We start from the raw sequence: 20,038 nt of genomic DNA on the forward strand, positions 1-20,038 counted from the left end.
CCTTCCTTACATCTCCAGCGGTAAGCGCAGTTTCACATAGCCTTTGGCCGGCTGTACCTGCTCCGCCTTCATGATTTTCCCTTGTACTATATTATAAATTTGCCCCTGCAGCAGTTCGGGGTGGCCCTCTGTCCCCTCACCTGTGAAGGAGATCAGAACGTCCTTGCCCTCCTGGGAAAAGCTGAGCTGCAGCCTCCGTGTCTCCCCTTGCGGCGTAATTCCGCTGTACTGGTACGCTCTTACCGTCTGCATAATGACTGAAGTCAGCTCGCTGCCTGTATCGGAGCTTAGCTTGTCCTCCAGATTCAGGCCTTCCTCCACCTGTATGTCCAGCTCCAGAGAGCTTCTGTTCGTCCGGAAGGACTGCAGGTAGAATACCAGTGACGGAACCCCGAGCTTCGCAATCCGGCTGTCCAGCGCGATACGCTCTTTTATTCTTTCCACACACTGCTTGGATTTATCAGGCTTGCCGAGCTGGATATATCCGTAAAGCACTTGCAGATCATTCATCCAATCATGACGATGATGATTCAGTGTCCGGTTGGCCGCCAGCTGCAGAGTATTCTCCTGTATCCGCAGTTCCTCTTCATAATGACGCCGGTTGTAAACAAAGCTGAATGCAAGCACTGCAGCTACCCAGAATCCGAGCAGCAGGCATGTGAGAAGGGACGTATGCCAATACACGAGACCTAAAGGAAGCACTGCGGATAACATGACTGCCCAGATGATACTTTTCCAGGATTTCATTCTTTCTCCCCGTCCCTTGGTTCGCAAAATTATTTCCGATGTAGAAGCTGCTTCTCTTGCTTAGAACGTACCATTTCCTCAGTATAACACAGGCCATTCCTGCAATCACCAGAATCCCTCGCAAAGTGAGGCTTAAGCTTCGATGCTATTAACTCAAGCGGAAACGGCTTTGCCGTCCTTTTTAAGGACGGCATCGTTTCAGCGAGAAATATAAGGATAAGTTATCGTGTGCAACATATAAATTCTTATATTTTCAAAAAAAGCCCCCGGCACTCATGCCGGAGGCTTCTCATCTAAACAGGTCCGAAAGCTTACGCTTCCAGTGCCGCTGCTACCGGAGCGACATCAACCGGGTACACGCTCACCTTTTTGCGGTCGCGGCCCCAACGTTCGAACTTCACTACGCCATCCACCAGAGCGAACAGAGTGTCATCCTTACCGATGCCCACGTTCGTACCTGGATGAATCTTGGTTCCGCGTTGACGAACCAGGATGTTACCGCCGGTCACTGCCTGACCGTCAGCACGTTTCACGCCAAGACGCTTGGAGTGGGAATCACGTCCGTTCTTGGTGGAACCTACACCCTTCTTCGATGCGAATAGCTGAAGATCCAATTTCAACATGTTGTCAACCTCCTTCTTCAAATGATGACTTCCTGTATCTGAACATATTTCCTGTAGGATGTGGCAATGTCCTTGAGCATCAGCACCATGGATTCCAGCAGCAGCTGTACCTTGGCGGAGACTTCGGGATCATTCACGGGAACCAGGGTCCCGCTTAAGAATCCATCCTTCATCGAAGTATCCAGAACCACGCCGGTCAAGCTTTCAATCGCATTCACCGTTCCCACCGTAACGGTTGAGACACCTGCGCAGACGATATCCTTGCCATTCCTTGCGTATTCCGCATGGCCCTTGACGGAAAAACCGACAATGACACCTTGAGCAGAAGCCCGTGTAATCCGCACGTTAATCATTAACGCACCTTCTTACGCTTGAATCTTCTCGATAGTTACTTTGGTGTACGGTTGACGATGGCCTTGCTTCTTGTGGTAGTTCTTCTTCGGTTTGTATTTGTAAACTACAACCTTCTGACCCTTACCATGCTTCTCAACCTTGGCTGTTACAGACGCGCCGCTTACCAGCGGAGTTCCTGCAGTCAGACCGCCTTCGTTGGAAACAGCCAATACACGGTCAAACGTTACGCTTGCGCCGTCTTCAGCTTCCAGCTTCTCGATGAACAGAACATCGCCCTCTTGGACTCTGTATTGTTTACCGCCAGTTTCGATAATTGCATACATTGTACTTGCACCTCCTCATGTCTCAGACTCGCCTAGTCAAGGTGGCATCCCCCGCAGGAGCTGCGCTTCAGATACCCGATCGGAGCGGTTACAGCATGTGCAGGAAGAGAACAACCAAACACATACTTGAAGATATTATCATACTAATTCGTATTAGTCAACGGTAACTATTCCAGCCATTCCCCCACCTTGCCGGTTCCCCCACAGCAGTGACAGATCACTGGGGCGAAGCCAGCTGAATCATGTCTGGCTTTCTTACGGGTCATTTCCAGCAGGCCGAGATGGGTCCAGCCAAGAATATGCGTCTTGGTCCGGTCACGGCTGATGATGCTCTCCAGCTTGTCCGTCACCTGCTTGCGGTGCTCTCCCCGCTCCATGTCTATGAAGTCAACGATGATAATGCCCCCGGTATCCCGGAGCCGGACCAGACGCCCAATCTCTTCGGCTGCCAGCAGGTTGGTGCGCGTTACTGTATCCTCCAGATTCGTCCCGCCGGTATACTGCGCGGTATTGACATCAATGACGGTCAGCGCCTCGGTCTCATCCCAGATCAGCGTGGCCCCGCCTTCGAGAATGATTTTGCGGCCGAAGCTCTTGTGGAGCTGCTCCATCACACCATATGCCGTGAAAATGGACTCCGGCCCCCGGTAGAATCCTACCGGCTTGTGCCCTTCAGGAGCCAGCTCGTCCAGGAAGGCTTCGGCTTCCTGAACCGCCTTGGCTGAATCGATCATCAGCTCGTCACGCTGCGGATTGAAGGCATCGCGGATGAACCGCTGGACAATGCTGAGATCAGAGTGCAGGAGGGCCGGTGCAGCCGATTCCTTCGCCCGCCGGGTAATGCCCTCCCACTGGGCCCGCAGGAAGGCCAGATCCCCCTCTACCGCATCCGCAGGCTCGTCCTCGGAGACCGTCCGCATAATGAGCCCTTCCTCGCCCTGGCGCAGCCGCTCGCCGATGGCTTTGAGCCGGCTGCGCTCGGATTCGCGGCTGATTTTTTTGGACACGCCGACATATTCCGCGAACGGCATGTACACCATCCAGCGTCCGGGCAAGGTGTAATGTGTGGTTACCCGCGCGCCTTTGCCGCCCCGCGGCTCTTTTCTCACCTGAACCACAATCTCCTGGCCCGGCTGCAGCAGCGTCTCGATGGAGGGCTTGACCTCCGGCTGCTTCTCCAGATGGGGGTGCAGGACATCATCTACATACAGGAACGCATTCTTCTTCTGGCCGATATCTACAAAAGCCGCCTGCATTCCAGGCAGCACATTCATAACACGCCCTTTATAGTAACTCCCGACCAGACCCTGCTGCTGGTCACGTTCGGCCGCATACTCCACCAGCCTCCCGTTCTCCAGAAGTGCCATCCGGGTAGTATGCTGTGTGCAGTGAACGATCATTTGTTTCATGGCTTCACCTCTGGTTTGAATCATTCCATTCTTGTATTACATTCCGAAATAAGAAGCAATCAATCGCTGCTCCGGCACTACGGCCACAATGTCTCTGTCCTTGTTCATGACATAGATATAATGATAATGGTTACGTTTAAATAGACGCACTATATCATCCAAAGGTTTCGCTGAGAAGGCAACTATCGGACGGGCCAGGCCCTCCGCCTGCAGATAACGCTCATAGATCCGTTCACGGTTCATCAGAAAAGCAACGAAGCGGTACGGCAGATTGCGCTGGTCGGTAGCATTCGAATAGAGCAGAAACGCCCCGATCATCAGCAGATTGAGACGCAGCCCGCCTCCCGCTCCAAGCGGAAGCAAGGCAAAGACGATGATCATCAGGCTCGCGCCGATGCTGACTCTGCCGGTCCATAGCAGGGTGTAATAATACGGAAGCACCAGGCTCAGAAGCCCCTGGAGGATCTTGCCGCCGTCCAGCGGCAGCACCGGCAGGAGATTGAACAGCGCGATCATCGCGTTCGCTCCGATGAAATAATTCAGATAAGCTATGCTTCCATACTCGGCTTGCTTGAGCACCAGCGCCATCAGTATCAGAATACCGTTCTGCAGCGGTCCGGCAAGGGCGATACCGATCTCGCGCCCGGCTGTAAGCCGGCCATGGTCTTCAATAACCGCGACACCGCCGAAGGGCAGCAGCTGCACCGAGCGGACCGTCACTCCCGTCAGGCGTGCGGCACAGACATGTCCAAGCTCGTGGATGAAGACGATCATGAATAAGGTCAGCAGCTCCAGGAACTGTCCGGTAAGCACGGAGAACATAAGAATCAGCACGAAGAGCGGATGCAGCGACAGCTCAATGCCGAGGACCCTAATCAAACGATACCACTTCAGCGGGATCAATATAAGACTTGTCTTTCATCATCGCCAGAAAAAGCAGCGGGCGCTCCGTCTCCCCCGCCCCCTGAATCCAGCCGACTGCCTCCCCGCTCTGCAGCCAGTCGTCAACCGCAAGCTGTGTTCCGCTCAGATGGCCGTACTCTGCTGTAAGCCCTCCGGTATGGCGGACCGTGACACGGATGCCCCCGGAAGTCTCCTTGGAGACGGACAGGACCCGGCCCGTATCTACACTTTTCACCGTGACACCGGCACTTGAATCGCCTGACGGCAGAATTTCAATCCCCTGAAGAGAAGCCGTGAACGGGCTGACCACAATGCCTGCCAGCGGGGCGCTGAGCTGGTGGTCTGCCGTCACCTTCTCCGCCGGCACCTGCTGGTCCCCGAAGATAGGTATGAAGGACGGAGCCCCGTTGAAGTGCTCCTCATACCATACCTGCACCGCTACGAAGTCCATATCACTGCTGAGAACATTCGTAATGAAATACTGCGTTTTCAGAGCCCATGGCTCCTGAACCGTGAAGATGCCCCAGACCGCGCCGAAGACCAGCACACTGGCTGTGGTGCGCCGCAGCAGACCTCTGCCGAACCCCGGCCTTCCTCCGCCGCTGTCATCGTCCCAATTGCGGTGCTGCCGCTTCCACAGGTCTTCCGGATCAGGCTCGGGCGTAGCGCCGCCTCCAGAGTCCGGCCCCCACTCCCTGTACGGGGGGGAACTGCCGCTGCCGGGCTGCCGGAACAGCTCCGGTACAGTGCCGCCACCAGACTGATCCTCCAGCAGATGCTCCATTCGTTTGTGGCGGCGGTTGTTGAAGTTATTAGGGGTTGTCATATCGATCCCTCCGGCGGGCTTGTTTTACTTCCATTTTATGAATGGCGGAAGCCTTTTTAGAACAAGCCTGCGGACCGCAGCACAGCAAAAAGCCCGCTGGAGATGACTCCACAGCGGACTCTTGGCGGAAGAATGCGATATATAAGTGCCTTCCCGGATTCTAGCCCATTCCGAAAAATTTCTTAAGCTTCTTGAACGCGCCCTGCTTCTGGTCAAGCTGCATCAGCGGAACCGCATCGCCCAGAATGCGCCGGGCAATATTGCGGTAAGCAATCGCTGCGTTGGAATCCGGGTTCATTACGGTAGGCTCTCCGTTATTGGCCGCACGGATGACCTGCTCATCATCGGGCACGATTCCGATCAGATCAATATTCAGCACCTGGAGAATATCCTCAATATCCAGCATATCTCCTGATCTCATCAGCCCGTGGCGGATCCGGTTGACGATCAGCTTCGGCGATTCCACCGGCGACTGCTCCAGCAAGCCGATAATCCGGTCTGCATCCCGCACCGCCGCATGCTCCGGAGTGGTGACCACAATGGCCTTGTCGGCACCGGCAATCGCATTGCGGAAGCCATGCTCGATTCCGGCCGGACAATCAATCAGAATATATTCATATTCCTTCTTGAGCTCCAGAATGATATCCCTGACCTGCTCCGGTGTCACTGCGGTCTTGTCCTTGGTCTGGGCTGCGGGCAGCATGTACAGCTCATCAAAGCGCTTGTCCTTGACGAGCGCCTGGTTCAGGCGGCAGCGGCCTTCCGCCACATCGACAAGATCATATATAATACGGTTCTCCAGCCCCATGACCACATCCAGATTCCGCAGCCCGATATCCGTATCCACCAGACATACCTTTTTGCCTTGCAAGGCAAGCGCGGTCCCAATGTTGGCTGTTGTGGTTGTCTTGCCAACTCCGCCCTTGCCCGAGGTTACGACGATTGCTTCTCCCATGGAGGCTACACCCCTTTAAACACATTTAAATCCTGACGTAATCTGACTATATTATGAATCTTGTCAATTTGCATAGCACCGTCTGATAAATAGGCGAATTCCATGCTGCTCTCCCGGGTTCCCCATTCATCCGGGGGCCTGCTGATAATATCGGCAATCCGCAGCTGGGTAGGCGCCAGCAGGGAGGCGGCAATAATCGCGTCCTGGTTGCCATTGATTCCGGCGTGCGCCATTCCCTTGAGCGCCCCGAGAATATAGATATCCCCCGAGCAGGTAATCGTCCCCCCCGGATTCACATCACCCAGAAACAGCAGATTGCCCTCATGGTGCAGCACTTGGCCGGAACGGAGCATTCCGCTCATCAGGAACAAGGCCTCTGGGTCCTTCTCTTGAGGATCTTCAAGAGCTTCTACAGAGCGGATAAGCAGGTTCCCCTGTCCTTTGAGGATCTCCAGGACCGCTTCTTTGTCTTCTTCGGTAACAACACGGCTGCCCAGCTTGACATCTACATGCACAATCGGTCCGGTCAGAATATTTTGATGGCTGTGCTCCAGCTTATAGCGAAGCTCACTCAAGAGATCGTCAAAGGGACATTTGTCGTCTAGCAGGAATACCAGGCCATCTTTGATGCCCTTAATCCTTACATGCTTGGATTTAACTGTCATATGCCTGTCCCCCTATCCTCATTCATTCGTGCCGGGCCGGGTAAATTCCTCCTTTGGCAGACAAGAAAGTGCCGCAGCCGCTTACGCAGCCTCTTCATCGCGGGTCTCTTTGCCCAGCAGCTCAAGCTGGCGCCGGAGTGGAACATAGAGCAGCAAGCCGGCAGCAAAATGAAACAGCATAGTAGGCAGCATATGATGCAGAAGCGCCCAGTTATAAGGCTGCTGCCCCAGATTGAAGACACTGTAGATGCCAAACAGCATACTGTCCTCCAGCAGGCTGCCCAGCAGCACCACCGTCATCATGAGCGGCAGCGGAGCGCGGGGAATCTGAAACACCAGGCCGATCAGGTATGCGGACAAGCCCATGGTGAAGGAATGCGCGCCCAGAATACGGCCGTAGAACACCACATCATGCAGCATCCCGAAGGACAGGCCGAGAATAAGTGCCGTATGCCGGTGATGGTACACGGTAACGAACAGAATCACGATAAAAACAAGATTGGGTATGATCCGCATCTCCCAGGCGTCAGGGATCAGCCAGGGGAGAATAGTGCCTTCAATAATAAATAAGAGGAACAATACCAGTATAAGAACGGATCTGCGCATCCTCACTATTCCACACGCTCCTCCGTAAAGACAACGAAGAGTTCCTTCCAGTCCTGGAATTCTGCCGCCGGCTTGATAATGGCCGTAGAGGTCAGTCCGAACTCGCCAATCTTCACTTCCTCCACTGTACCGATCGTCATTCCGCGCGGATACACACCGCCGATACCAGAGGAAATGATGATGTCATCCTTGGCGATCGGATCTCCGACTGGGATCTTGTTCATAAGCAGCCTCCCGGTCTGCTGGTCGTAGCTCTCAATAACACCGAAGGTCTTACCTTCCTTGTTCATTGCCGTCGCCGTTATCGGGGGCTGGGAATTCGGATCATTGATATCCATCATTGTCATCAGCTTCACCGTCGAGGTGAAATTACTCACATTGCTGATTACCCCTACCAGTCCCTCGGTGGAAGTTACAGACATATTCAGCCTGATTCCATCCTTCGATCCGAGATCAATCACAAGCGTATTATTGCCCGGTTCTGTTGTCACACTTACCACGTTAGCAATATGATATTCATATTTATACAGATTCTTCTGAGCTTCTGTAAATTTAAGATCTATTTCATATTGCTCATTCCGGGCTTTAATAAAATTATACTGCGCCTTATCCCGGGCATATTGCGCTGCCAGAATCTTGAGCTGCTTGTTCTCTTCGGCTAAATTATGCAGATTCCCGATATCTTCGAAGAAGCCCGCTATATATCCAGCGGGCTTGTAGAACAACTTCTGTACGAAACCGGTCGTATCCCTCAGGAAGTTCTCCGGCCAGGACAAGCTCTTCCGCGGTCCCAGACTGAAGCCCATCAGAACGATAAAGGCAACCAGTGTAATAAGTAATATAAACAGACGTTTATTGTTGAACAGCTTAAACAATCTCAAGCACCCTCTAACAACCGTATTTCACCCATATCAGGGGTTGACATTGACAGTCTGAATTGTTCTAGCGCTTGGAGCGCAGACCTGTACCGCTGCGGCTCTTGAACAGATGAATATTCTCCAGCGCCTTACCTGTGCCGATAGCTACACAATCCAGCGGATTCTCGGCCACAATTACCGGCATTCCGGTCTCGCGCGCCAGCAGCTTATCGAGATTGCGCAGCAGCGCGCCGCCGCCCGTAAGCACAATTCCGCGGTCCATAATATCAGCAGCCAGCTCCGGCGGACATTTCTCCAGGGTCACCTTCACGGCTTCAACAATCGCATTAACAGTATCAGACAACGCTTCACAAATCTCATCAGAGGTGATTGTCAGCGTCTTCGGCAGACCGGTTACCAGATCGCGTCCGCGGATCTCCATGGTCTCAGCCTTCTCCAGCGGCAGGGCAGAACCCACATCCATCTTGAGCTGCTCCGAGGTGCGCTCCCCGATCATCAGATTGTACTGGCGCTTGATGTACTGGATGATTGACTCATCCGCTTCATCCCCGGCCACACGTACAGAGCGGCTGGTTACAATCCCTCCGAGCGAGATGACAGCCACCTCGGTGGTACCGCCGCCGATATCCACAACCATACTGCCTGTAGGCTCCCATACCGGAAGATCTGCCCCGATGGCAGCAGCAAAAGGCTCTTCAATGATGTAGGCTTCCCGTGCGCCGGCCTGCTTGGTCGCATCCTCAACCGCACGCTGTTCAACGGCTGTTATCCCGGAAGGTACGCATACCATCACATTCGGGTGGCGCTGGAACATCGAGCGCTGCTTCTGGGCCTGGCGGATGAAATATTTAATCATAGTTGCCGTAGTATCGAAGTCGGCAATGACCCCATCCTTCATCGGACGGATCGCCCGGATGTTGCCGGGGGTGCGTCCGATCATTTTTTTGGCGGATTCCCCTACAGCTTCAATAGACTTAGTATCCGTATTAATAGCAACCACGGAAGGCTCTCTGACAACAATTCCTTTACCACGCACATAGACCAGCGTATTCGCTGTCCCCAGGTCAATTCCTAAATCTTTCGTAAAACCACCTAACATCGTATATGCTCCTTTTCCTTGTGAATCTAGACAATTGTATTACATATAGCCTTTTTGTTTCAAACTTACATAGCTGCCGTCTCCGATGACCAGGTGGTCCAGTACGTCAATGCCCACAATCTCGCCTGCCTGCACCAGCCTGGTGGTCAGGGAGATGTCCTCCGGGCTTGGCGTCGGATCGCCGCTCGGGTGATTGTGTGCGCATATAATAGCTGCGCTGCTGCATTTCATGGCTGCCCGGAACACCTCGCGGGGATGCACGATGGAGGCGTTAAGGCTGCCCATGGACAATGTTTCCTGCGCAATAACATGATTCTTCGTATTCAGGAACAGACAGATGAAATGTTCCTTCTGCAAATAACGAAGCTGCTCGGTCAGAATCTCCGCCGCGTCCTGGGGACTGCGGATAACCACCGCTTCGGTAAGCCGGGAATTTGCCATGCGTCTTCCCAGTTCTATGCCAGCTTTCAGTTGCACGGCCTTGGCCGGGCCGATGCCTTTGATTGTAGTTAGTTCTTCAATGCTCAGATCCGCAAGTCCCCGGAGGCCGCCGGCAATGTTCAGCAGCCGCTGGGCAATATGAATGGCTGATTCACTCTGCGCACCTGTGCGCAGCAGAATCGCCAGCAGCTCCGTTTGACTTAAAGATTCCGCCCCATAATGCATCATGCGCTCTCGTGGTCGTTCTTCATGGGGGAGGTCACGCAACATAAGTGATTGCAATTCCATCCCTAACCCTCTTTTCCTTAGCTTCCCTGCTGCCCGTTCAGCACCGAAATACCGAACCGGGACAACATGCCGCTCAGCAGTGACAGCGGCAGACCGACCACGTTGAAATAACAGCCGTCAATTGCTTCCACCAGGGTGGCGCCCAGTCCTTGTATAGCATAAGAGCCGGCTTTGTCGGCAGGCTCCCCGGTCGCTATGTAGGCGGAGATCTCTTCTTCGCTCATGGCTCTCATCGATACCGAGGTGACCCTGTAATCCACCAGCGTAACTCTCTCCGGCAGGGAGATACAGGCCACCCCGGTATATACCTGGTGGGTCCGGCCTTGCAGCAGGCGCAGCATTCTCGCGCTGTCCTGCTTGTCCGCCGGCTTGCCGAGCACCTCGCCGCCTAGCACAACGATCGTGTCGCTGCCGATAATCAGGGCATTCCGGTCTCCGGCCTGCGGAATGAGCGCCTCTGCCTTACGCAGAGCGAGGCTCTGCACAATGGCGTCCGGCGTCCACTCCGGCGGTGTGCTCTCATCCGCATCGCTGACCAGCACCTCAAAGGAGAGGCCAAGCGAAGCCAACAGCTCGCGCCGCCGCGGTGAACCCGAGGCCAGAATAATATGCCGTGTGTTGTTATGCTCCACAGTAATTAACTTCCCTTCCTGATCCCGGCGGCCGAGGCTACAGCCTGCGGTACAGCCATACCGCTGTAATGATTCCGGCAAGACTGAGCAGGCACAACTTCAAATGGATAGTGATGTCATAGGATATGATGTCCAAATCGGCTTGCGGCGACCACTTCAGAACAGTCGAAGCTGTAAGAAAAGACAATGCTTGAACAGGTTCCAGCAGCTTGGCAATCCAGGCTCCGGCCAGCCAGCCCAGAATAAGAAATAACAGCAGTGTGCCTACATTTTTTTTCTTCATTCAAGTCTTCCCTCGCCATTTTTTGACACCCTAATTATTATACGGTGAAACGGGGTGCAATACAAACGCAAAATCCCGTCAGGAAATGTTTACCACGATTCAGACGGAGATAGAGTCACCCGTAGGATGACCGGCAGAAATGCGGCAAACCCCCGCCGGGCCTGTGGCCCGGTACGGGGGTTTGCCGATATCAGCTTATGGAGGACAGCAGGCTTCTCTGGCCGGTCAGGAAGCTCATCATAGCCTCCTGTACTTCCCATAACAGGCCTTCAGCCTTATTCTTGCCATATTCGTTCAGCGCAGCGATTCCCTGGCTCATCGATTGTGTAAGCCCCGCAGCAAGGCTCTGCTCTTCCGGGGTCAGGCCCGGCTCAAGCGCCTTGGCAGCCTGGAGCCACTGCATATGCAGATCGCTAACCGCAGCAGTGCTGCTCTCTCCGGCGGCTCCGCTTAGCAGCGAAGCGGACAGACTGCTTAGCTCGTTTAGGAGCTTGGCACTGACGGTAAAATAATTGTCCACCGCCTCTGCCGTTCCGCTATAGCGCACCTGCTGCACAGCAGGTAAGGCCAGCTCTCTTACGTACAGCTCAATGCCCTGATTCTTTAGGCTGCTGCTGAGCAGCTTGGCCTGCTCGCGGTCAGGCGACATGCCGGCGTATACCCGGTTGCCGTCCGCCGGATCAAGACCTGCGGCCAGCCCCGCCGCCAGCAGCTCCTGCTTCGCCTGCTCCGCACCCGCCGGCGTGCTGAAGACACCGTATTGCAGCAGATAATAGCTCTGCGCAGCAACCTGCACCGGCAGATGCGCCGCTGCCGCTTCACCACCCTCTTCCGCAGGCACGCCGGTGATATCTGCTCCGGCAGTGCCGCCCGCGGAATTCTGCCCCTGAACGATTCCCGTCTTCACCGCCCCGCCCTCTGCTTCCTTGCCGCTTCCCGCCGGACCGCCGCCGATGAAGGACAGGGCGGCGTAGCCGAGCAGAATCCCGGTTCCCAGCGCTCCCGTAATGGCGAGCGCGAACTTCCACCAATAGGAGGGACGGCGGGTCTGATAAGAGCCGCCATAAGTGCCTCCGTACGAGCCGGATGCCCCGTATCCGCCCGCCCCCCCATCCAGGTCATCATCCAGCAGCGGGTAATGCCTGTCTGCTTCGTCCTCCTCTTCACTGTAGCTCTCTCCATAGCGGAGAGGACTGTCCGGCAGGCTGCCTTGCTCCCACAAATTCCTTGACGCCGGTTGGACCGTGTAAGGCTGATCGAAGTCCTCATCATCCTGCTGGACGTTCGGGCCCCAGCGGCTGGGGCGTCGGTTTTTCATATAGGCGACCTCAGCCGTCCGGGGCAGCTCTACCCGCTGCAGCTCAACAATGTATTCATCCGGCCGGAGCGGGCGGGGCTCCACGGGTGTCCCTGCCTCCTCATGCAGCAGCTTGTCCTTACTCTTGTTCTCCAGTACCCTACCGTTAATCCGGACGGTCCGGCGGTCTGCGGCTTCGCTCCGCCGCCCTTCACCCTCACCGTCAAACCGGAATGTCATTCTTCCGTTACTCAAGCGCCCACACCTCGCTATCTTCAGTTCTATACTGAACTATATGAGAGATGCGAGAGGGATATGCTATTTTAATATTTTACTATTTTAATATTTTCATATCAGACTCATCAGCTTCTTCTTTACCCCGTCTGCCGTGTAATGCTTCCTGAGCGTACGGTAGGCCTGCTCCGCAATAATCGAGCCAAGCTCCGGCATTGTCAACAACCGCACAAGATGTTCAGCATAGGCGTCCGGCGTTTCCGCCAGCAGAATATTCCGGCCGGGTTCACAGTACAGAGCCTCCGTTCCCTTCAGGCCGCTGACCACAGGTGTGCGCTGAGCCCAGGCCTCCAGTATGCGGGCCGGATGGCCGCAGCCTTCCTCCAGGGATGTAACCGCTGCTCTGGCCCGGCGCATATAACTGGCAGCCTGAGCAGGTTCACCGATGATTTCAATAGAAGTGTCCCTCTTCACGGCTGCAGCCACCTCAGGATGCACATTGCCGCTGAGAATACAGCAGCTTGAATCCGGCACCGCCGCTTTCACAAGAGGATAGATGTTCTCAATGAATATCAAGGCCTTCTCCCTGCCCTGAACTGTATGCATGTTCCAGTGCAGAATCACCAAGTTCTCTCTGCATCCGTTCCCTTGATCCGCATAAGGCGGCATGTTCAAATCGATATAGGGCGGAATGACATGCACCTTGCCTGCATCCATGAAGGATAACGCCTTATAGGACAGCGCATCCCATTCCGTTGCCGTAAGCAGCAGGCCGGTCCTGTTCATCAATCTCCGCTCTTCGCGGCGCAGCAGCGCCGCATTCAGCTTGTGATAGCCTCTGCTGAACCCGTTGGCACCATCCGCCTGCCGCTCTGTCTCACGGCCTCCGGTGCGGCGGGCATCGGTGATGATGAACGCGCCCGGCAGAAGCGAGGCTACCAGATCCAGCGCAGTTCCAGGCATGTTATTCGAGATAAAAACATGACTGTAGGTGTGCTGCCGGCACATCTCGGTGATTGCAGTACGCAGCGGCTTGCTGCCGCCGGTCCCCGGCGGGCCTGTTCTGAGCCTGTTCAGCGGGGACAGCAGCGTTCTCCGCAGGACGGCGGGCCGCTGCACCTGATGAGCCTTAAGGGACGGACTGTGAAGGTCCGGCGTATCCCGGCGCCAGCGGTAATCCTCCAGCAGATCAATATCAAACCGTTCCAGCAGAATTCCAAGAATATTCTTTGTTCTAAGGTCTTCCTCCTTATCTTGTTCCGGGGCATGGCGGCGGGCGGACAGAAACAACAATCTCTCTTTCATGGCTATAGCTCCTTGGCTCTATGTAAATATGTGCTAATATGTACGCAGCAAAGAGGCTGGATGACATCCAGCCCAGAAATAACGAAACTTAAGATGTAGATCTATAGTAGCGCATTCCCATGGAGAAGACTGTCGATTTATGGGAGAAAATAATTATTTTCTGTCCGGCGCTTGCACTCAGCCTGAATTCAGACCAGCCTCAGCAGCTTCTCCCTGACGCTCTGCTCCTCATAATGGGCCAGCAGCGTCTCATGAGCGCAGTCCGCAAGCACTACTCCCCTTGCATGATCCTGAAGCAGTTGAATGACACAGTCGGCAAAAAAAGCGGCCCCAATCCCCTAAATAGAGAATTGAGACCGCTACCTGTTACTTAACGCTTCTTCAGGCTGTCCGCCAGAGCATAGCCAACCTTCCAGATATCGCCGGCTCCCATGGTGATGACCAGATCACCGGGAGCGATGCGGTTCTGCAGATCAGCCAGTACAGCTTCCTTCGTCGGCAGATGCCTTGCTCCGGCGTTGCTGTTCTGGACAATCAGCTCAACCAGCTTGGCAGAGCTGACACCTTCTATCTGCTTCTCGCCGGCTGGAGAATAGATATCGGTGATAATCACCTCGTCCGCTTCGCTGAACGCGCGGCTGAACGCATCCAGCAGGAAGAAGGTCCGTGTGTACCGCTGCGGCTGGAATACGGCGATAATCCGTTTGCCGGTAGCCTTGGCGGCACTGATGGTGGCCTGAATCTCTGTAGGATGGTGCGCATAATCATCAATGACGAGGATATCGTCCACCTCGCCAAGCACCTGGAACCGCCGCTTCGCGCCGTGGAACTTCACGATCGCTCCGGCAATCGCCTCGAAGGCAACGCCGGACTTCAGACAGGAGATCACCGCCGCCATCGAATTATACAGATTGTACTGCCCCGGGATGGAGAGCTTAATCCGGCCCAGCACTTCCGTTCCGTGGTTCATTGTGTAGGATACCTGGCGGTCGCCCAGTACAATATCCGTCGCTCTGTAATCCGCCGTCTCTGAATGAATGCCGTAGGTAATGACCTTCCCCTTCACCTTCGGCAGCAGGGACTTCGCCGTCTCATCATCCGCGCAGACAATGGCCGTCCCGTCCTCGCGCAGCTGATTCAGGAACTGGACATAAGCATCCTTCAGCTTGCCGAAGTCACCGCCGTAATTCTCCAGATGGTCCGCCTCAATATTCGTGACAATGGCAAGCCAAGGATGGTACTGCAGGAAGGAGCCGTCGCTTTCATCCGCCTCAGCGACAACGTACTCCCCTTGTCCCGCCTTGGCATTCGTACCGACATTCATGATCTCCCCGCCTATAATATAGGTGGGGTCGACGCCGCACTCTTCCATGATTAGAGCAATCATGGAGGAGGTCGTAGTCTTGCCGTGCGCTCCGGCAACCGCTACGCCCTTGCGCTCATTCAGCAGCCGGGCCAGCATCTGCGAGCGGTGCAGAATCGGAATCTTCAGCCGCTCCGCCTCTACCCATTCCACGTTGTCTGCTGCCAGCGCCGTAGAATATACGACCAGATCCGCGCCTTTTACCTGTTCCGCCGTATGTCCGATGAACACCTTGGCCCCCTTGGCGATCAGCTTCTCCGTTAATTCCTGTGCAGCTACGTCAGAGCCCGTAACCGTATATCCCATTTCCAGCATCACCCGGGCAATCGCGCTCATGCCATAGCCGCCGATCCCAATAAAATGCACACGTTCAGTAGTATCCAACAGTTCGTCACCAGCCTTTTTCAGAATCGGGTTGCCGTAAAAGCGTACTGCGCACATCAGAAATCAGATACAGCGTTCCGGATACAACCGCAAGGTCGTCTTCCGTTGTGATCGTCTGCAGCTTCTGCAGCGCCTGGCCCCAATTACGTTCTACTATAATTTCCAAGTGTTCCTTGGCATATTTACTCCGCAGACTCTCCGCGATCGCCTGCAGGTCTTCCGCGTCCATTCGCTTACGGAAATCGGGTTCGGTCAGGATGAGCGTATCCACTATAGGCAGTATATGCTTGAGATACGACTCGTGATGCTTATTTGCAAGCATCCCCATGAGCAAATTTAATTTGCCGTAGGGCTGGAACTGGGCAAGACTCTTGGCCAGGCTCTCGGCACCTTCCGGATTATGGGCTCCGTCCAGAATAATCCGGGGCGAAACACTGACTTCCTCCAGCCGTCCGGCCCAGAACGTACTGCGGAATCCCGCCAGCACATCCTCGTCCTCCAGCATGAAGGCCATGTATTGCCGCAGCACCTCAAGGACCATCATCGCCCCGGCTGCATTCTCCAGCTGATGCTCGCCCTTCATGGCGATCTCCAGTTCAAGGCTGCGGAAGGGCCCCTTGAAGGTGAAATGCTGATTGCCGTCCCGCAGTCCGGCATCGCTGTAGCTGAATTGTTCCCCGGCTAAATAGAGGGTAGAACGGGCTTCAGCCGCCTTGGCCTTCAGGACAGCAACGGCTTCCGGCTGGCGTACACTGCTCACGGCCGGAACCCCCGGCTTGATAATCCCGGCCTTCTCCCCGGCGATCAGTTCCAGCGTATCTCCCAGCACATCAGTATGATCATAGCCGACATTGGTAATCACGGACACAATCGGAGTCACGATGTTCGTTACATCCAGCCTTCCCCCAAGTCCGGTCTCCCATACGACTACATCGGGATAACAGACTTCTCCGTAATAGAGAATCGCCAGCGCCGTGGACACCTCGAACATCGTCGGCGAGCCCAGCTCACTGTCGGCAATCTCCGCAACCAGCGGACGCAGCCTGTTGGCCAGCGTCAGCAGCGTCTCCTCAGGAATATCAGCTCCATTGTATTGGAACCGGTTCGTGAACTTCGTGATGTATGGGGAGGTAAAGGTCCCCACCGTATAACCGCTCTCCAGCAGCACCCGGGTCAAAAAAGCGCAGGTCGACCCCTTGCCGTTCGTCCCGGCCACATGGATGAACTTAAGCCGTCTGTGCGGAGAGTCCAGCTTCTCCATCATGAGCTCAATCCGCTCAAGACCCGGCCTGATCCCAAAAGGAATCAGGCTGTTAATCCAATCGACCGCCTCGGTGTACGAGCTTAAGGGGGCGGTGTTGCCGCCCCGGATGTTCTCTTCCATATCTCTTATCCTCTCAGCTCTGCGATACGGGCCAGCACGGTCTCACGCTTCGCGGAGTAATCCGCCTGCTTCGCCCGCTCCTCTTCGATGACTTTGGCCGGCGCTTTGGCGACAAAGCCCGGATTGCCGAGCTTCTTCTCCACACGTTCAACCTCGCTGTTCAGCGTCTGCACTTCTTTCTCCAGACGGGCAATCTCCTGGTCAATATCGATCAGGCCCGACAGCGGCAGCAGCAGCTCGGCACCGGTAACCACGGCGGACATCACTTTGTCCGGGGCCTGCGGAGCGAGCCCTGACTCCAGGGAAGAGGTGTTGCAGAAGCGCCCGATGTAATGCTCGTTGCGGGAGATAATATCCAGGGTCTCCTGGCTGCCCGCCTTGATGATCAGCTCTACCTTTTTGCTCATTGGCACATTCACTTCAGCGCGGATGTTGCGTACCGCCCGGATCATATCCATCAGCAGATTCATCTCGGACACGGACTGCGGATTCTCAAGCTGCGCATCGTAACGCGGCCATTCAGCCAGCATAATGGTCTCGCCCTCATGCGGCAGATGCTGCCAGATTTCCTCCGTAATGAACGGCATGAACGGATGAATCAGGCGCAGCGTACGGTCCAGCACATAGGCCAGAACGGACTGCGTCTTCGCCTTCGCACCTGCGTCCGCGCCATACAGGGACAGCTTCGCGAACTCGATATACCAGTCGCACAGATCATCCCAGATGAAGTTGTAGAGCAGGCGGCCGGTCTCGCCGAACTCGTACGAGTCAATTAGACGCGTAATATCGCGGGAAGTTTCGTTCAGGCGGTGCAGAATCCAGCGGTCGGCTGTACTCAGCTCCCCGGTAATGTCAATATCTTCAAAGGTTACACCCTCCAGATTCATCAGCGCGAAGCGGGAGGCGTTCCAGATCTTGTTGGCAAAATTGCGGGCCTGCTCCACCTTCTCTATGCGGAAGCGCAGATCCTGGCCGGCCGTAATCCCGGTCGAAATCATATAGCGCATCGCATCCGCACCATACTGCTCGATGACATCCAGCGGATCGATCCCGTTGCCGAGCGATTTGGACATTTTGCGGCCCTCGGCATCCCGTACCAGACCGTGCATGTATACATCAGCGAACGGCTTCTGGCCGGTAAGCTCAAAGGCGGAGAAAATCATGCGCGCCACCCAGAAATAGATAATGTCATAGGCGGTAACCAGCACATTGTTAGGGTAGTAACGCTTGAATTCGGCACTGTTCTCATCGGGCCAGCCCATTGTGGCGAACGGCCACAGGTTGGAGCTGAACCAGGTATCCAGCACATCCTCATCCTGCTTCAGATCATCAAGGCCGCCGCTCATCTCACGGGCTTCCTCTTCACTGTAGGCAACGAAGACTTCACCGGTTGACTCCGAATACCAGGCCGGAATCCGGTGACCCCACCACAGCTGGCGGGAGATACACCAGTCGCGTACATTCTCGATCCAGTTCAGGTAAGTCTTCTCGAACCGTTCAGGCACAAATTGAACGCCGTTGTTATCCTTCTGCGCCTGGATGGCTACTTCAGCTAGCGGCTGCATTTTGACGAACCACTGGGTGGACAGATAAGGCTCGACTACCGCGCCGGAGCGCTCGCTGTGACCTACCTGGTGTACATGATCCTCGATGGAGATCAGAACTCCCTGCTCCTTCAGGTCCGCCACAATATTCTTGCGGCATTCACTGCGGTCCTGGCCCTGATACGGCCCCGCTTCCTCATTCATGATGCCCCCCTCATCCATCACGTTGATCTGCGGCAGATTGTGGCGCTGGCCTACCTCGAAGTCATTCGGATCGTGTGCAGGTGTAATTTTGACTGCACCGCTGCCGAACTCTTTGTCTACATATTCATCGGCAACCACCGGAATCTCCCGGCCGATAATTGGCAGAATCAGGGTCTTGCCGATCAGATCCTTGTAACGCTCATCCTTAGGGTGAACCGCTACCGCTGTATCGCCCAGCATCGTCTCGGGCCGGGTGGTGGCTACGGTGATGAAGCCGCTGCCGTCCTTAAGCGGATAGCGCAGATGATACAGATGCCCGTTCACTTCCTTGTATTCAACCTCGATGTCAGACAGTGCCGTCCGGGCGGAAGGGTCCCAGTTGATAATGCGCTTGCCGCGGTAGATCAGACCTTTGCGGTACAGTTCAACAAAAACCTGGCGTACCCCCTTGGTCAAGCCTTCATCCAGTGTGAAGCGCTCGCGGGAATAGTCCAGCGATAGGCCCATTTTGGCCCACTGCTCGTGGATGGTCTCTGCATACTGATCCTTCCAGGCCCACACCTGCTCCAGGAACTTCTCGCGTCCCAGATCATGGCGGGAAATGCCCTGCCCGCGCAGCTTCTGCTCTACCTTAGTCTGTGTAGCGATTCCGGCATGGTCCGTACCCGGCAGCCAGAGAGTATCATAGCCCTGCATCCGCTTGGTGCGGATCAGCACATCCTGGATCGTGAAATCCAGCGCGTGTCCGATATGCAGCATCCCTGTAACATTCGGCGGCGGAATCACGATGCTGTAAGGCTCCGCATCCGGCCGTTTGCCTGCTTCAAAGAAGCCGTTCTCCATCCAGTAGCTATACCATTTCTTCTCTGCCGCCCCCGGGTTGTATGTAGTCGGCATGTCGCTCTGCTTGTGATCAGCCGTCCCGGCGGCCTCTGCCGCTTCCTGCTGGTTCGGCAGCTCCGCTGCCATGTTGTTATCAGCCATTGTGAACCCTCCAATTTGGATAATGAAATAACGCATTATGGTCTGGAAATACAAAAAGACCTTTCGTCTCAAAGGACGAAAGGCCATTCTTTCGCGGTACCACCTTTGTTTCGCGCCAATACAAAGCAGCAAAGCTGCTCCAAGCTCCCGGACGGGCGCTTCAAGCTTAGCGCGACACTCATGCAGATAACGGCTGCATCCGGCCACATCCTAACCCGCTCTTCAATGGCAGGCTCAGAAGGGCAACTCCGGGGCGACTTCGGGGGCTGCATCCTGCGGAAATTCACAGCAACTACCATTCCGCTCT

20 protein-coding genes and 1 other annotated feature (1 of these 21 only partly in view) are annotated in these 20,038 nt (G+C 55.2%); all 20 genes read right to left on the reverse strand.

The window, feature by feature from the left end; all coding sequences use genetic code 11:
• Positions 1–6: 6 nt before the first annotated feature.
• Complete coding sequence (locus MHI24_RS09295; RefSeq protein ID WP_340025347.1) at positions 7–747, reverse strand: Spo0B domain-containing protein; 741 nt, start codon at positions 745–747, stop codon at positions 7–9.
• Between the two features lie 311 nt (positions 748–1,058).
• Positions 1,059–1,370, reverse strand: a complete 312-nt coding sequence (gene rpmA, locus MHI24_RS09300) for a 50S ribosomal protein L27 (protein ID WP_020429282.1) — start codon at positions 1,368–1,370, stop codon at positions 1,059–1,061.
• A 17-nt stretch (positions 1,371–1,387) separates the two neighbouring features.
• Positions 1,388–1,723: a ribosomal-processing cysteine protease Prp gene (locus tag MHI24_RS09305; protein WP_340025348.1), complete on the reverse strand. Its 336-nt coding sequence runs from the start codon at positions 1,721–1,723 to the stop codon at positions 1,388–1,390.
• A gap of 12 nt (positions 1,724–1,735) precedes the next feature.
• Entirely contained in the window at positions 1,736–2,047 is a 312-nt protein-coding gene (rplU, locus tag MHI24_RS09310) for a 50S ribosomal protein L21 (protein ID WP_019908991.1), read from the reverse strand.
• A 167-nt stretch (positions 2,048–2,214) separates the two neighbouring features.
• Positions 2,215–3,456 carry an Rne/Rng family ribonuclease gene (locus tag MHI24_RS09315; protein ID WP_340025349.1) on the reverse strand — a complete coding sequence of 414 codons (1,242 nt, stop codon included), beginning with the start codon at positions 3,454–3,456 and terminating at the stop codon, positions 2,215–2,217.
• Positions 3,457–3,492: 36 nt separating this feature from the next.
• On the reverse strand, positions 3,493–4,335 hold the full coding sequence (locus tag MHI24_RS09320) for a M50 family metallopeptidase (protein WP_340025350.1): 843 nt from the start codon (positions 4,333–4,335) through the stop codon (positions 3,493–3,495).
• The gene (locus tag MHI24_RS09325) at positions 4,328–5,185 is read right to left on the reverse strand and encodes a M23 family metallopeptidase (protein WP_340025351.1); all 858 of its coding nucleotides are present in this window, start codon (positions 5,183–5,185) and stop codon (positions 4,328–4,330) included. The genes MHI24_RS09320 and MHI24_RS09325 overlap by 8 nt, the downstream gene beginning before the upstream one ends.
• Before the next feature lie 160 nt (positions 5,186–5,345).
• On the reverse strand, positions 5,346–6,140 hold the full coding sequence (gene minD, locus MHI24_RS09330; RefSeq protein WP_340025352.1) for a septum site-determining protein MinD: 795 nt from the start codon (positions 6,138–6,140) through the stop codon (positions 5,346–5,348).
• Between the two features lie 5 nt (positions 6,141–6,145).
• Complete coding sequence (gene minC, locus MHI24_RS09335; protein WP_340025353.1) at positions 6,146–6,805, reverse strand: septum site-determining protein MinC; 660 nt, start codon at positions 6,803–6,805, stop codon at positions 6,146–6,148.
• 81 nt (positions 6,806–6,886) lie between these two features.
• Complete coding sequence (gene mreD / locus MHI24_RS09340; protein WP_340025354.1) at positions 6,887–7,417, reverse strand: rod shape-determining protein MreD; 531 nt, start codon at positions 7,415–7,417, stop codon at positions 6,887–6,889.
• Positions 7,417–8,292, reverse strand: coding sequence for a rod shape-determining protein MreC (gene mreC / locus MHI24_RS09345; RefSeq protein WP_340025355.1), 876 nt, complete (start codon positions 8,290–8,292; stop codon positions 7,417–7,419). Before mreC ends, mreD begins: the two co-directional genes overlap by 1 nt.
• Positions 8,293–8,353: 61 nt before the next feature.
• Positions 8,354–9,388: a rod shape-determining protein gene (locus MHI24_RS09350; RefSeq protein WP_340025356.1), complete on the reverse strand. Its 1,035-nt coding sequence runs from the start codon at positions 9,386–9,388 to the stop codon at positions 8,354–8,356.
• A gap of 39 nt (positions 9,389–9,427) precedes the next feature.
• Positions 9,428–10,117 (reverse strand): DNA repair protein RadC, encoded by a 690-nt coding sequence (radC, locus tag MHI24_RS09355; RefSeq protein ID WP_340025357.1) that lies wholly within the window; start codon positions 10,115–10,117, stop codon positions 9,428–9,430.
• Between the two features lie 17 nt (positions 10,118–10,134).
• Positions 10,135–10,749, reverse strand: a complete 615-nt coding sequence (locus tag MHI24_RS09360) for a Maf family protein (RefSeq protein WP_340025358.1) — start codon at positions 10,747–10,749, stop codon at positions 10,135–10,137.
• Between the two features lie 37 nt (positions 10,750–10,786).
• Positions 10,787–11,032 carry a DUF4321 domain-containing protein gene (locus tag MHI24_RS09365; RefSeq protein WP_238652091.1) on the reverse strand — a complete coding sequence of 82 codons (246 nt, stop codon included), beginning with the start codon at positions 11,030–11,032 and terminating at the stop codon, positions 10,787–10,789.
• A 190-nt stretch (positions 11,033–11,222) separates the two neighbouring features.
• Positions 11,223–12,584, reverse strand: a complete 1,362-nt coding sequence (locus tag MHI24_RS09370) for an SPOR domain-containing protein (RefSeq protein WP_340025359.1) — start codon at positions 12,582–12,584, stop codon at positions 11,223–11,225.
• 93 nt (positions 12,585–12,677) lie between these two features.
• The gene (locus tag MHI24_RS09375) at positions 12,678–13,868 is read right to left on the reverse strand and encodes a glycosyltransferase (protein ID WP_340025360.1); all 1,191 of its coding nucleotides are present in this window, start codon (positions 13,866–13,868) and stop codon (positions 12,678–12,680) included.
• A gap of 370 nt (positions 13,869–14,238) precedes the next feature.
• The gene (gene murC / locus MHI24_RS09380; protein WP_340025361.1) at positions 14,239–15,615 is read right to left on the reverse strand and encodes a UDP-N-acetylmuramate--L-alanine ligase; all 1,377 of its coding nucleotides are present in this window, start codon (positions 15,613–15,615) and stop codon (positions 14,239–14,241) included.
• Between the two features lie 7 nt (positions 15,616–15,622).
• Positions 15,623–16,999 (reverse strand): folylpolyglutamate synthase/dihydrofolate synthase family protein, encoded by a 1,377-nt coding sequence (locus MHI24_RS09385; RefSeq protein ID WP_340025362.1) that lies wholly within the window; start codon positions 16,997–16,999, stop codon positions 15,623–15,625.
• Between the two features lie 5 nt (positions 17,000–17,004).
• The gene (locus MHI24_RS09390) at positions 17,005–19,644 is read right to left on the reverse strand and encodes a valine--tRNA ligase (RefSeq protein ID WP_340026643.1); all 2,640 of its coding nucleotides are present in this window, start codon (positions 19,642–19,644) and stop codon (positions 17,005–17,007) included.
• Between the two features lie 155 nt (positions 19,645–19,799).
• Positions 19,800–20,038 (reverse strand) — a binding site (T-box leader) (it continues 42 nt past the right edge of the window).

The sequence above is a fragment of the Paenibacillus sp. FSL K6-1096 genome, assembly GCF_037977055.1.
GTDB lineage: Bacteria > Bacillota > Bacilli > Paenibacillales > Paenibacillaceae > Paenibacillus_AQ.